This window comes from Paraburkholderia sp. RL17-337-BIB-A (genome assembly GCF_046025895.1).
GTDB lineage: Bacteria > Pseudomonadota > Gammaproteobacteria > Burkholderiales > Burkholderiaceae > Paraburkholderia > Paraburkholderia fungorum_C.
The window spans coordinates 4,329,265-4,341,898 of sequence record NZ_JARESY010000001.1 but is presented as its reverse complement, the minus strand read 5'-3'; the positions used below and the strand labels follow the sequence as shown (position 1 = coordinate 4,341,898).

Genomic DNA, 12,634 nt, shown 5'->3' with positions numbered 1-12,634 from the left:
TTTGGCTATACTGGTTGCCAGCACCCATACGCGTAACGATCCGGGGGAGACATGACCGATCTGTCCACGCCGCAGCGCGCTGGCGGCCACAAGCTGCCCGCGGGCCGGCGCCTGCGCTTTGTCACCGCCGCCGCCTTGTTCGACGGCCACGACGCGTCGATCAACATCATGCGGCGCATTCTGCAAACGAGCGGCGTAGAGGTGATTCACCTCGGCCACAACCGCTCGGTCGATGAGGTCGCCACCGCTGCCCTGCAAGAAGACGCCGATGGCGTTGCCGTGTCGAGCTACCAGGGCGGCCACAACGAATACTTCCGCTATCTCGTCGATCTGCTGCGTGCGCGCGGCGGTGAGCGTATCAAGGTGTTCGGCGGCGGTGGGGGCGTGATCGTCCCTGAAGAAATTGCCGAACTCGAACGTTATGGTGTCGAGAAAATCTATTCGCCGCATGACGGCCAGCGGCTCGGCCTGCAAGGCATGATCGACGACATGATCGGGCGCTGCGCTGAAGTTGCGCGAGCCGCTGCCTCCGTACGGGCGAGTCCGGTTGGCGAGTGGGTGGCGGATCTGTCGGCGTGCGGGTTGCCGCGTTTCGAAGCGCGCGCCGAGTCGCTCGTCGAGACACGGGCCGACGATCACGCCAACGTGCGCGATGTTGCCGGCAAGACGCGACAAGCAGGCGGGTCTCTGAGCGCTAACCAGGTCGGCGACACTGCTAGTACCGCTGACACTGCCAACGCCAACGCCAACGCCAACGCCAACGCCAACGCCAACGCCAACGAACAGCCAGACCCCGCCGCCTTCACCTTCCGCCGCCTCGCGCAACTGATCAGCGCGTACGAAGCGGGCCGCGTCAGATCGGCCGAGCAGGAAATACTCTCCGTCCTCGCTGAAGCGACCGAGGTGCCGGTGCTCGGCATCACCGGCACCGGCGGCGCCGGCAAATCCTCGCTCACGGACGAGCTGATCCGCCGCTTTCGGCTCGACTATGGTGACGCCCTCACCATCGCCGTGCTGGCGATCGACCCGTCGCGCCGCAAATCCGGCGGCGCGCTGCTCGGCGACCGTATCCGCATGAACGCAATCGGCGATTGGGGCGGTGGCGCGCGCGTCTACATGCGCTCGATGGCGACGCGCGACGCATCGAGCGAAATTACGAGTTCATTGGAAGACGTGCTCACGCTGTGCAAGGCCGCGGGCTTCGATCTGATCATCGTCGAAACGTCCGGGATCGGGCAGGGCGACGCGGCGATCGTGCCGTTCGTCGACGAGCCGCTCTATGTGATGACGCCGGAGTTCGGCGCGCCGAGCCAGTTGGAAAAGATCGACATGCTCGACTTTGCCAGCTTCGTCGCGATCAACAAGTTCGATCGCAAGGGTGCGCCGGATGCATTGCGCGACGTGGCGAAGCAGGTCCAGCGCAATCGCGGCGACTTCACGAAGGCGCCCGACGCGATGCCCGTGTTCGGTACGATCGCTTCGCGCTTTAACGACGACGGCGTGACGGCGCTCTATCACCACGTTGCCGAGGCGTTGAGGTCGCATGGCTTGCGCGCCGGCGGCGGACGTTTGCCGCCGCTCGACGACTTGCGCTTTTCGAGTGGCCGCAACGCCATCGTGCCGCCGGCCCGCGTGCGCTATCTGGCAGATGTCGCGCAAACCGTCCACGCGTACCGCGAGCGTGCCGACGCGCAAGCGCGCGTGGCGCGTGAGCGCTGGCAACTCACCGAAGCGCGCCGGATGCTCGGCGAAACTGATGCAGGCACAGGCACAGGCACAGGCACAGGCACAGGCACAGGCACAGGCACAGGCACAGGCACAGGCACAGGCACAGGCACAGGTGCCGCGGCAAGCTCCGCGAACACGCCCCAAACGCAGCTCGACACCCTCATCGCCCAACGCACCGCCGCCCTCGGCGAACATGAACGCAAGCTGCTCGACGCCTGGCCGCAAACCGTCGCCGCCTATTCCGGCGACGAACACATCGTTCGCATCCGCGACAGTGAGATCCACACAGCGCTCACCGTCACGACACTATCCGGTTCCGAGGTCCGCAAAGTCGCGCTGCCGAAATTCGTGGACCACGGCGAGATTCTGCGCTGGCTGATGCTCGACAATCTCCCCGGCTATTTTCCGTTCACCGCCGGCGTGTTCCCATTTCGCCGCGAAAACGAAGACCCGACGCGCATGTTTGCCGGCGAAGGCGATCCGTTGCGCACCAACCGTCGTTTCAAATTGCTGTCCGAAGGCATGCCGGCCAAACGTCTTTCGACGGCCTTCGATTCGGTCACCCTCTACGGCGAAGAGCCGGACGAACGGCCCGACATCTACGGCAAGGTGGGCAATTCCGGCGTCTCGGTCGCAACGCTCGACGACATGAAAACGCTCTACGACGGCTTCGATCTGTGCGCGCCCGAGACGTCGGTGTCGATGACGATCAACGGCCCGGCGCCGACGATTCTCGCGATGTTTTTCAACGTCGCGATCGATCAGCAGGTCGCGCGCATGGCGCAGCAGCAAGGCCGTCCGCTCACCGAAGACGAACTCGCCGCCGCGCGCCGCACAGCACTGGAAAACGTGCGCGGCACGGTGCAAGCCGACATCCTGAAGGAAGATCAAGGCCAGAACACCTGCATCTTCTCGACCGAGTTCAGCCTGAAGGTTATGGGCGATATTCAGGCGTACTTTGTCGATCACGGCGTGCGCAATTTCTATTCGGTGTCGATCTCCGGCTATCACATCGCCGAGGCCGGCGCGAATCCGATCTCGCAGTTGGCCTACACGCTCGCGAACGGCTTCACGTATGTCGAAGCCTATCTCGCGCGCGGCATGTCGATCGACGATTTCGCGCCGAATCTGTCGTTCTTCTTTTCGAACGGCATGGACCCGGAATACACCGTGCTCGGTCGTGTCGCGCGACGCATCTGGGCGATTGCAATGCGCGAACGCTATGGCGCCAACGAACGCGGCCAGAAGCTCAAATACCACGTGCAAACTTCGGGCCGCAGCCTGCACGCGCAGGAGATCGATTTCAACGATATCCGCACCACACTGCAAGCGCTGATCGCGATCTACGACAACTGCAATTCGCTGCACACCAATGCGTTCGACGAAGCGATCACCACGCCCACTGAGGATTCGGTGCGCCGTGCGGTGGCGATCCAGCTGATCATCAACCGTGAATGGGGCCTCGCGAAGAATCAGAATCCGAATCAGGGCAGCTTCGTGATCGAGGAGCTGACCGATCTGGTGGAAGAAGCCGTGCTGACGGAATTCGATCGACTCACCGAGCGCGGCGGCGTGCTCGGCGCGATGGAAACCGGCTATCAGCGCGGGCGCATTCAGGATGAGTCGATGCTGTACGAGCATCGCAAGCACGACGGCTCGTATCCGATTGTCGGTGTGAACACGTTCTTGAGCGCGCATCCGCATGAAGCGCCGCAGCCGATTGCGCTAGCCCGCTCCACCGATGAAGAGAAGCAGAGCCAGTTGAAGCGTCTACGCGATTTTCAGGCGCGGCATCGCGACGACGCACCCGCGGCGCTTGAGAGTTTGAAGCGCGCAGTGATCGACGACGACAACGTGTTCGCGGTGCTGATGGACGTGGTGCGCGTCTGCTCGCTGGGGCAAATCACGCACGCGTTGTTTGAAGTTGGCGGGCAGTACCGCCGCAATATGTGAATCGTTGCTTGCTGTGCAGCGGCTTCGCCTCAGGCGGCGCCGCTGCAACACCGTCACTCAATCATACTCAACGAGTTACCGTGCGATGCCGAGCCGTGCTTTCGCGTCGTTGTATTCGTTTGTCAAACGCTGAACCAGCTCGCCCACGCTCGGCACATCGTCCATCAGGCCGACCCCCTGGCCTGCGCCCCAGATGTCTTTCCACGCCTTTGCCTTGTCGCTGCCGAAGTTCATCGCGGTCTTATCCGATTCCGGCAGGGCCTCCGGATCCAGCCCCGCGTTCACGATACTTTCGCGGATGTAGTTGCCGTGCACGCCGGTGAACAGGTTCGTGTAGATGATGTCCGACGCGGTGGAATTGACGATTGCCTGCTTATAGCTGTCGACCGCGTGCGCTTCCCTGGTCGCAATGAAGCGCGTGCCCATGTACGCGAGGTCCGCCCCCATGGCCTGCGCGGCGAGAATCGAGCCGCCGTTGGCGATCGAGCCGGACAGCACGATCGGGCCGTCGAACATGCGCCGCACCTCGCCGACCAGCGCGAACGGCGAGATCGTGCCCGCATGGCCGCCGGCACCCGACGCCACCAGGATCAGCCCATCGACGCCCGCTTCCAGCGCCTTCTGCGCATGCCGCAGATTGATCACGTCGTGCAGCACGATGCCGCCGTAGCTATGCACCGCGTCGACGATCTCACGGGCCGGCGCGCGCAGGCTGGTGATGAAAATCGGCACCTTGTGTTCGACGCACACCCGCACGTCGTGCTCGAGCCGCGTATTCGACTGATGGACGATCTGGTTGACGGCGATCGGCCCGATGATCGCATCGGGCTTGGCGGCCTTGTGTTCGGCGAGCTGTGCCTGGATCTGCGTGAGCCATTCATCGAGCAGTTCGGCCGGGCGAGCATTCAGCGCGGGGAACGAGCCGACAATGCCAGCCTTACATTGAGCCAACACGAGTTCGGGATAGCTGACGATGAACATCGGCGAAGCGACGACGGGCAGCGCGAGTTTTTGCAGGACGGCGGGCAATGCCATGGTGCGGGTCTCCTGATGAACGGACCGGTGCGGCGCAGCGCGCCCGGCGAATATGAGTTTAGCGGCACAATGGCCTGTGGTGCGTCGAGGCTGACGAGCGTCATGCTGCCGTCACAACCCCACCACGCATTGCTGCGGTCACTCGAAAATTTAAGAACGATCGTTCGATTATAAGTGAAGCTGCTGCGTCGTGTCTGTTTAGAACGGTTGGAAGGAGTGTTCAGTTTCTATGCTTGCGTGGGCTAACCCACCCCGCGTCGACCCAGTGCACTCCTACAATGCTTTCACTTCCAAACGACAAGAGACCCACTATGGCCTTCGAGGATTTCACGCCCTTTCGCGTCGCCGTGGGCGACGTCGATATTTTCGGAGTGAAGGGCGGGGCAGGGCCGCCCCTTCTGTTGCTGCACGGTCACCCGCAGTCGCATCGGATCTGGCAGCGGTGCGCAGCGCCACTGGCCGAACATTTCACCGTCATCGCCACCGACTTGCGCGGCTATGGCGCCTCGGGCAAGCCGCCCAGCGACGCCGAGCACACGCCGTATTCCAAACGCGTGATGGCGGCCGATCAGGTCGCCGTGATGCGCCACTTCGGCTTCGAACGATTCCTGCTGTGCGCGCATGATCGCGGCGCCCGGGTCGCGCACCGGATGGCGCTCGATCATGCCGACGCCGTCGAGCGTTTGATGCTGCTCGACATCGCACCCACGCTCGCGATGTACGAAGCCACTGACCGCGCCTTCGCGACGCTTTACTTCCACTGGTTTTTCCTGATCCAGCCGGAGCCGCTCCCGGAGACGCTGATCGGCGCGAACCCGGCCGCCTATGTCGACGCGGTGATGGGCAGCCGTCACGCGGGCCTGGCGCCGTTCGCGCCCGAAGCGCTTGACGCGTATCGCAGCGCGCTGGCGCAACCTGGCGCCGTGCATGCGATGTGCGAGGACTACCGGGCGTCGGCGAGCATCGACCTCGAACACGACCGGGCCGACATCGAGCGCGGCCACAAGATCGGCTGTCCGCTGCGTGTGCTGTGGGGCGACAAGGGGGTGATCGAGAAGTGCTTCGACGCGCTGGCGGAATGGCGTCACGTCGCGCGGGACGTGAGCGGGCGTTCGTTGCCGTGCGGGCATTACATTCCTGAAGAAGCGCCGGACGAACTGGTCGCGGAAATGCTGTCGTTCTTCGAAGCGGTCGAAGAGTAAGCCAAATCGTTTATATGCAATGCGGGCGCCGGCTCGCTCATGCGCGACGCGGCCGCCGTTCGTTCACCTACGATGGGGCCGCCGGTCCGTCTACCCGCGACGCGGCCGACGTTCCGTCTACCGCACAACGCGGCCACGGTTTCGCTCAAACGCGGGGTGACGCGACGCGGCCGCGCGTTTCGCTCAGCCAAGCGGCGGCAAACGGCGCGCAACCGGCGTCGACTTAACGATCGCGGTGCTGGTCTCCGCGCGCTCCGTGACCTTCGACAGAATCTCGTCGAGCTGGTCGATAGAATGCAGATACAGGCGACAGATGAAGCAATCGTCGCCCGTCACCTTGTCGCATTCGACAAACTCCGGAATCCGCCGGATCACGTCTTCCACCAGATGCAGCTGCCCGGGCAAGGGCTTCACGCGCACGATCGCCTGTAACGTGAAGCCGAGCGCGCGCGGATCGATCTGTACGGTGAACCGCTCGATCACGCCTTGTGCTTCGAGCCGGCGGACGCGTTCGGCCGTACTCGGGGCCGAGAGGCCGACCAGGCGCGCCAGTTCGCTGACCGGTTGGCGCGCGTCGGCCGCCAGTGCGGCGAGCAGCGCGCGGCCGGTTTCATCGAGTATCGCGGGTATGGGTGACGTAAGGCGTTTGGTCATGATGGCCTTCGATTATTAGGTTGTCCCGGGAGACGACTTAAGTTTAGCCATGTATTCGGGCGCCCGGATTAATTACACTGCTGCTCATACAGGAATCAATTCGAGGATCGGATCATGGCGTCAAACGAAATTCGCCGCGGCGCGGCCGAAATGAGCATGGCCATGCTGATGTCCGGCACCATCGGCTGGCTGGTGGTGTCGTCGCAGCAGAGCCCGTTCAATGTGGTGTTCTTTCGCTGCATCTTCGGCGGCGCGACGCTGGCGCTCGTGTGCGCGGTGCTCGGCCTGTTCAGGCGCAAGCTCTTTTCGTGGAAGATGCTCGGCCTCGCGCTGCTCGGCGGCGCGGCGATCGTCATCAACTGGGTGTTGCTGTTCGCGGCCTATTCGCGTGCTTCGATCTCGATGGCAACCGCCGTCTACAACACGCAGCCTTTCATGCTGGTCGCGCTCGGCGCGCTGGTGTTTCGCGAGCGTATCAGCGCGTCGACGCTCGCCTGGCTGGTGGTCGCGTTCATTGGCCTCGTGTTTGTGGTGAAGGTCGAACCGGCGGTGCTGGCGGTGCCGGGCCAGTATCTGGTCGGGGTCGCGTATGCCGTGGGCGCGGCGGCCATGTATGCGGTCTCGTCGATCATCACGAAGCACTTGAAGGGCACGCCGCCGCATCTGATCGCGCTGATCCAGGTGTCGCTCGGCATCGTGATGCTGGCGCCGTTCGTGCGTTTCGATGCGCTGCCGACCAGCGGCGTGCAGTGGCTCGAACTGATCGTGCTCGGTATCGTCAACACGGGGCTCATGTATGTGCTGCTTTACGGCGCGATCCAGAAGCTGCCGACCTCGATGACCGGTGCGTTGTCGTTCATCTATCCCGTCGTGGCGATCATCGTCGATCGGGTTGCGTTCGGGCAGACGCTCGCGTGGATTCAGGTGCTTGGCGCGGTACTCATTCTGCTCGCGGCCGCGGGCGTGAATCTCGGCTGGCGGATCGTGCCGCAGAAACGTCTGTCCTCCACCTGAGGCGCGCGATGTAGATGCGGTAGCGGAAAATATTACGGATTACGGAACAACTGGATGATGGGCGCATTGTTCATATCGGCGGACCAATGGCGGCCCTTTCGCGCGACTACGCGACTTCGTATCGTTGGCTGTTATGCGTTTAAAAAAGGCCGCGTCAAGCCCTTCTAGGGAAATTACTGATGCGGTCAAAAAACCGGCGCGCGTATCATTCACCTCGACGCTGATCACGTCCGACAGAATTTCCGCCGCTCGCCTTGATGGTCGAGCGGCTTTCTTTTTGTGGCGACGGATTTGGTGTTTTGCGTGTCATATGCGGCCTATGCGCGTGCCCGCGCCCCGCTTACCCGCATCCCTGCTACCTGCTTACCTGCTTACCTGCATCCCCGCTTCTCGCGCTCACCTCACCCGCGCTTTCACGCCTCGCGCGCGACGATGCGCTCGCCATCGATTACCAGCGGGCCGTTCCTGGCCGCCAACTCGTCGACGATCGTGCGGATCAGCGCGGGCCATTCGCCACGCGGCGTAAGCATGGTCGCCGCTGCGCGCATCACGGCGGCGTCGTCGAGCATTTGCAGCAACGTGTCGAAGCTCATCGCGCGGACTTCGAGCAGCTTGAACACGATCAGCACCTTCAGTGCGTTCTTCGCATTGCGCGCCGGATCGGCACGCAGCCACGCGACGCGCGAAAACGCCCGTTCAAGCGCCTGTTCGACATGGGTGAAGGGCGAACCATGGCCGGGAATCACGAGCCGCACATCGAGCTTCGCAATGGCTTCGAGCACCGCCTGTTCTTCGGCGAAACCGCTTTCACCTTCCAGCTCGGGAAAAATCACGCCAAAGCCGTTTTCCCACAGCGCGTCGGCGCTGATCAGGATGCGTTCGTCCGCGCAATACAGCATCAACGAATGCGGATCGTGGCCAGGCGCGCCAAGCACTTGCCAATCCAGCGCGCCGAGCCGCAGTTGCGCGCCGGGCGTGATCGTTTCGGTGAAGCTGAAGCGCTCGCAGCGCTGGCCGGTGGCGCGAAAGGTCAGACGGGTTTCGTCCCAATCGCGTACTGCATCGGCTTCGGATGCGGGAATCGCGGTACGGCACGGCCACGTCGACTGCAATAGCGCGTTGCCGCCGCAGTGATCCGAATGCAGATGCGTGTTGACGATCAGATCGAGCGGTCGCCCGCCTAGCGTTTTTTGCACCAGCGCGACGGTTTGCGGCGCGTGCGTTGCGTAACCGGTATCGACGAGCGCGGCACAGGTGTCGTCGACCAGCAGCACGTTGTTCGACGAAAGCCAGCCGCGTTCAAAGACCCGGATCGATTCCGGCAGTCTGGTCATGGTGCGTTTGTGTTCGTGCGTGTGTTCACGCTTGTGTCCAGGTCCCTGTCCGCGTTCGAACTCTCCGATGCCTCGGGTTTCGCCATCACCAGGATCGTCGACGTGCCAGTCAACATGGTTTCGCCGCGCTGGTTCACCACGCTCCCTTCGAGATGCGTCAGATCGCCGTTCAGACTCGGCTTCCAGTAAGCATCGCGCACGCGCCAGGTGATCGCCAGCGTGTCGTTCGCATGGACCGCCTTCTTCAGCTTGATATCGAATTCGAGGCCGAGCGGCTGCGCGTAGGTCGAGAAGTGCGTGGCCAGCAACGCCATGAAATGCGCGGTGGGTTGCGTGCCGGATGCGATCAAACCGCCAAAGCGGCTTTGCGCGGCGTACGCCTCGTCGTGATGCAGCGGGTTGAAGTCGTTGACGAGCGTGGCGAAAGATTTCACCGAGTCCGCCGATAGTTCGAGCGTCGAGTGGAACGTCTCGCCGATCGTCACGATGCGCGGTGCGGCGTTCATCGCTGCACCTTCGCCGGGTTTGTCTGCTTTGCCATGAACTGCGCGTGACGTTCCTCGATTGCGTCCCAGACTGCGCGCTTCGCGTCGTCGTCGAACAACGACCAGCCCGCGATCTCGTCGATCGTGCGCAAACAGCCTTCGCACCAACTGGTCGACGCATCCATCTTGCACACGCTGATGCAGGGTGAGGGCACGGCCGCCTCGTCGTCTTCGCTATCGATGCCCGCTGTCATGGCTTCATACCGTCTCGCGCAATGCCACGTCGATGACCGGCGCACCCGTCAACGCAATCAGCTCCTGCGTGGTCAGATTGAACACCGCATGCGGATGACCCGCGGCGGCCCACAGGCTGTCGAGCGCCAGCAGATCGGCGTCGATCAGCGTGACCGGGTCCGTGGCGTGGCCGATCGGGCACACGCCACCGATCGCGTAACCGGTTTTCTCGCGGACGAACTTCGCATCCGCACGACCGATCTCGCCAACTTGCGCCGCGACTTTCTTTTCGTCGACACGGTTCGCGCCGCTCGCGATCACGAGGACCGGCGCATCGTCTTCGCGGCGGCGAAACAGGATCGACTTGGCGATTTGTGCAACCGAGCAGCCAAGGCCGGCAGCGGCTTCGGCGGACGTCTTGCCGGTCTCCGGCAGCATCACGATCCGTCCCGCGTGGCCGCGTTCGCGCAACAACAGCGCGACGCGGCGGGCGGAGTCAGGCAACGCGGCGAGATTGTCGGAATCGAGAGAAGCGTGGTCCGTCATCGTTCTATGTCCTGAAGGGATGGCAATAGTCAAACGCAGTTGGCCTGTTCGCTGCGCGCTTTGGCGAGCAGCGCCTTGCCGGCGCGCGATACGTTCGGCCGGCCAATCGACGTCGAGATGAAATCGCCGATTGCGACGACTTGCGCAAGGTCGATGCCGGTCTCGATACCGAGGCCGTTCATCAGATACAGCACGTCTTCGGTCGCGACGTTGCCGGTTGCGCCCTTCGCATACGGGCACCCGCCGAGCCCCGCCACTGAGGCGTGATAGATCTCGACACCTTCCTGCAATGCGGCGTAGATGTTCGCGAGCGCCTGACCGTAGGTGTCGTGGAAGTGGCCCGACAGACGTTCACGCGGAAACACCCTGGTGACGGCCTCGAACACTTCGCGCGTGCGCTTCGGCGTGCCGACGCCGATCGTATCCGCGATATCGATCTCATCGCAGCCGAGCGCCGCAAAACGCTCGACCACATCGACCACCGACGCCACCGGCACTTCGCCCTGATACGGACAACCCAGCGCACACGACACGCTGCCGCGAATCCGCAGGCCATGCTTCTGCGCCGCTTGCGCGACCGGCGCGAACCGATCGATGCTTTGCGCGATGCTGCAATTGATGTTCTTCTGCGAGAACGCTTCGCTGGCCGCGCCGAAGATCACGATCTCGTCCGCGCGCGCGGCGAGTGCGCCTTCGAAGCCGCGCAGGTTCGGCGTCAGCACCGAGTAGATCGTGCCGGCACGGCGTTCGATGCCGGCCATGATATCGGCGCCGTCGGCCATCTGCGGCACCCATTTCGGCGATACGAACGACGCCGCTTCCACGTTGCGAAAACCTGCCGCCGACAAGCGGTTGATCAACTCGATCTTGATCGCGGTGGGGACGAATTCTTTCTCGTTCTGCAGTCCGTCGCGCGGACCGACTTCGACGATTTTGACGTGCTGTGGCAAGGCCATGATGTGTCTCCTGTGTCTCCTGTGTCGACGGGAGTTTGCGCTTTAGCGCATTACTCCGGTCCCATGCAATGAGCCCGCGCGTGGCGGCGCTCCTTCAGTTTGATTCGGTACTGCTCAAAACCGTGTTCGATATCCGTATCCGGTATCGGCTCGGTGTCCACGTCGAATATCCATACCTGCTACCCACGCTCAGTACCCACGCTCAATATCGACCACGCCGCTCACCGTTTCGCCGCGCATCAGCGCCGCCATTTTCCGGGCGACTTGCGCGACACTCTCTTCGCGCAACGTGAGTGCGGACACATGCGGTGTGATCGTAATGCGAGGTTCCTGCCAGAACAGATGATCGGGCGGCAACGGTTCCTCACGGAACACGTCCAGCGTCGCGGCGGCGAGCTGGCCGCTGGCGAGCGCTTCGAGCAGATCCTGTTCGACCAGATGCCCGCCGCGTGCGACGTTGATCAGATACGCACCCTTCGCGAGCTTCGAGAAAGTGCGCCGGTTCAGCACGTCGCCCGTATCCGGCGTGTGCGGCAACAGGTTGACCAGCACTTTCACGCCGTCGAGAAACGCATCGAACTGCGCAGCGCCTGCGAAGGTCGTGATGCCGTCGATTTGCCGCGCACTGCGGCTATATCCGCGCACCGGCATGCCGAAGGCCGCGACTGCTTGCGCGACATGCGCACCGAGCACACCCAGGCCGAGCACGCCGACGGTGAAGGTCTCGCGCGGATGGGCATCGAGTACTTGCCAGCGGCGCTCGCTTTGCAGCGTCTGATATTCGTCGAAGCGGCGCAGGTAGCGCAGCACGGCATGGGTGACGTACTCCGCCATCTGCGCGGCCATACCGGTGTCTTCGAGCCTGATCAACTGCGCGTTGCGCGGCAACGTGCCGGGGTGCTCGTGTTCGAGCGAGAGGATCGCATCGACGCCCGCGCCGAGATTGAAGATGGCGCGCAGATCGTCGCGGCCGGCCAGCATCTCACGCGGCGGACGCCATACGACCGCGAAATCGGCCGGTTCGGTGTCGCCTGTCTGCCATTCACGCAGTTCCGCTTGCGGCAGCGCGCGGCTAAGGTCGTGAAGCCACGCGGCGGCGTCGGAATGCGGCATGTAGAAGAGGATTTTCATACGGTCTGGAAGGCGTGTGCGTTGTCGAGTCTGATGGTGGGAAGGGCCGGGTAGGTGGGCTGCAACGCTCGCGGCGCTGAAGACGACGCTTGCGGCATGGGACCACCTCGTTTTACGGATAGGCTTCATTCTACTTTTTCGAGAGCACTCGCGCGCGTTCGTGCACGGGCGTGCGGTTTGGGCGGCAAAGCTCGCTTGCCCCCATTCCTCACCTCACCTCGGCTCGGCCGCCCCGCCTCGCACCGACTGGCGGGCCGCGGGCAAGGCAAGGGCCGCGGTTACGGCGAGGGCCATGGTTACGGCAAGGGCCATGGTCACGGCAAGGGCCGCTCCGCCGCCCATTTACCCCATAAACAAAGCAC

At 63.3% G+C, this 12,634-nt stretch carries 11 protein-coding genes; 3 read left to right on the top strand and 8 right to left on the bottom strand.

The annotated features are described in order from the left end of the window. The first annotated feature begins 51 nt into the window (after positions 1-51). Complete coding sequence (locus P0D84_RS19390) at positions 52-3,681, top strand: methylmalonyl-CoA mutase family protein (RefSeq protein ID WP_408339011.1); 3,630 nt, start codon at positions 52-54, stop codon at positions 3,679-3,681. A 75-nt stretch (positions 3,682-3,756) separates the two neighbouring features. Here the strand turns inward: P0D84_RS19390 and P0D84_RS19385 are convergent, their stop codons facing one another. Then, positions 3,757-4,716: an NAD(P)H-dependent flavin oxidoreductase gene (locus P0D84_RS19385; RefSeq protein ID WP_408339009.1), complete on the bottom strand. Its 960-nt coding sequence runs from the start codon at positions 4,714-4,716 to the stop codon at positions 3,757-3,759. 311 nt (positions 4,717-5,027) lie between these two features. Here P0D84_RS19385 and P0D84_RS19380 point away from each other — a divergent pair, with 311 nt between their 5' ends. Beyond that, entirely contained in the window at positions 5,028-5,918 is an 891-nt protein-coding gene (locus tag P0D84_RS19380) for an alpha/beta fold hydrolase (RefSeq protein ID WP_408339007.1), read from the top strand. 183 nt (positions 5,919-6,101) lie between these two features. On the opposite strand, the gene P0D84_RS19375 is transcribed toward P0D84_RS19380, so the two are convergent. Next, positions 6,102-6,572 carry an Lrp/AsnC family transcriptional regulator gene (locus P0D84_RS19375; RefSeq protein WP_408339005.1) on the bottom strand — a complete coding sequence of 157 codons (471 nt, stop codon included), beginning with the start codon at positions 6,570-6,572 and terminating at the stop codon, positions 6,102-6,104. Between the two features lie 114 nt (positions 6,573-6,686). On the opposite strand from P0D84_RS19375, the gene P0D84_RS19370 reads away from it, so the two are divergent. Then, complete coding sequence (locus P0D84_RS19370) at positions 6,687-7,586, top strand: DMT family transporter (RefSeq protein ID WP_408339003.1); 900 nt, start codon at positions 6,687-6,689, stop codon at positions 7,584-7,586. Positions 7,587-7,999: 413 nt separating this feature from the next. On the opposite strand, the gene P0D84_RS19365 is transcribed toward P0D84_RS19370, so the two are convergent. From P0D84_RS19365 to P0D84_RS19340, 6 genes are all read right to left on the bottom strand, one after another. After that, positions 8,000-8,920, bottom strand: coding sequence for an MBL fold metallo-hydrolase (locus P0D84_RS19365; RefSeq protein WP_408339001.1), 921 nt, complete (start codon positions 8,918-8,920; stop codon positions 8,000-8,002). Then, complete coding sequence (locus tag P0D84_RS19360) at positions 8,917-9,426, bottom strand: MaoC family dehydratase (RefSeq protein ID WP_408338999.1); 510 nt, start codon at positions 9,424-9,426, stop codon at positions 8,917-8,919. The genes P0D84_RS19365 and P0D84_RS19360 overlap by 4 nt, the downstream gene beginning before the upstream one ends. Next, on the bottom strand, positions 9,423-9,659 hold the full coding sequence (locus tag P0D84_RS19355; protein ID WP_408338997.1) for a DUF1289 domain-containing protein: 237 nt from the start codon (positions 9,657-9,659) through the stop codon (positions 9,423-9,425). The genes P0D84_RS19360 and P0D84_RS19355 overlap by 4 nt, the downstream gene beginning before the upstream one ends. A 4-nt stretch (positions 9,660-9,663) precedes the next feature. Next, positions 9,664-10,185, bottom strand: coding sequence for a YbaK/EbsC family protein (locus P0D84_RS19350; protein ID WP_408338995.1), 522 nt, complete (start codon positions 10,183-10,185; stop codon positions 9,664-9,666). A 29-nt stretch (positions 10,186-10,214) separates the two neighbouring features. After that, positions 10,215-11,141 (bottom strand): hydroxymethylglutaryl-CoA lyase, encoded by a 927-nt coding sequence (locus tag P0D84_RS19345; protein WP_408338993.1) that lies wholly within the window; start codon positions 11,139-11,141, stop codon positions 10,215-10,217. Positions 11,142-11,330: 189 nt separating this feature from the next. Next, positions 11,331-12,272: a 2-hydroxyacid dehydrogenase gene (locus P0D84_RS19340; protein WP_408338991.1), complete on the bottom strand. Its 942-nt coding sequence runs from the start codon at positions 12,270-12,272 to the stop codon at positions 11,331-11,333. Positions 12,273-12,634: the final 362 nt, after the last annotated feature.

What these genes read in the sequence shown, in the direction of transcription:
- P0D84_RS19390 (WP_408339011.1), top strand. Translation starts at nt 52, where the DNA reads ATGACCGATCTGTCCACGCCGCAGCGCGCTGGCGGCCACAAGCTGCCC.
- P0D84_RS19385 (WP_408339009.1), bottom strand. Translation starts at nt 4,716, where the DNA reads ATGGCATTGCCCGCCGTCCTGCAAAAACTCGCGCTGCCCGTCGTCGCT.
- P0D84_RS19380 (WP_408339007.1), top strand. Translation starts at nt 5,028, where the DNA reads ATGGCCTTCGAGGATTTCACGCCCTTTCGCGTCGCCGTGGGCGACGTC.
- P0D84_RS19375 (WP_408339005.1), bottom strand. Translation starts at nt 6,572, where the DNA reads ATGACCAAACGCCTTACGTCACCCATACCCGCGATACTCGATGAAACC.
- P0D84_RS19370 (WP_408339003.1), top strand. Translation starts at nt 6,687, where the DNA reads ATGGCGTCAAACGAAATTCGCCGCGGCGCGGCCGAAATGAGCATGGCC.
- P0D84_RS19365 (WP_408339001.1), bottom strand. Translation starts at nt 8,920, where the DNA reads ATGACCAGACTGCCGGAATCGATCCGGGTCTTTGAACGCGGCTGGCTT.
- P0D84_RS19360 (WP_408338999.1), bottom strand. Translation starts at nt 9,426, where the DNA reads ATGAACGCCGCACCGCGCATCGTGACGATCGGCGAGACGTTCCACTCG.
- P0D84_RS19355 (WP_408338997.1), bottom strand. Translation starts at nt 9,659, where the DNA reads ATGACAGCGGGCATCGATAGCGAAGACGACGAGGCGGCCGTGCCCTCA.
- P0D84_RS19350 (WP_408338995.1), bottom strand. Translation starts at nt 10,185, where the DNA reads ATGACGGACCACGCTTCTCTCGATTCCGACAATCTCGCCGCGTTGCCT.
- P0D84_RS19345 (WP_408338993.1), bottom strand. Translation starts at nt 11,141, where the DNA reads ATGGCCTTGCCACAGCACGTCAAAATCGTCGAAGTCGGTCCGCGCGAC.
- P0D84_RS19340 (WP_408338991.1), bottom strand. Translation starts at nt 12,272, where the DNA reads ATGAAAATCCTCTTCTACATGCCGCATTCCGACGCCGCCGCGTGGCTT.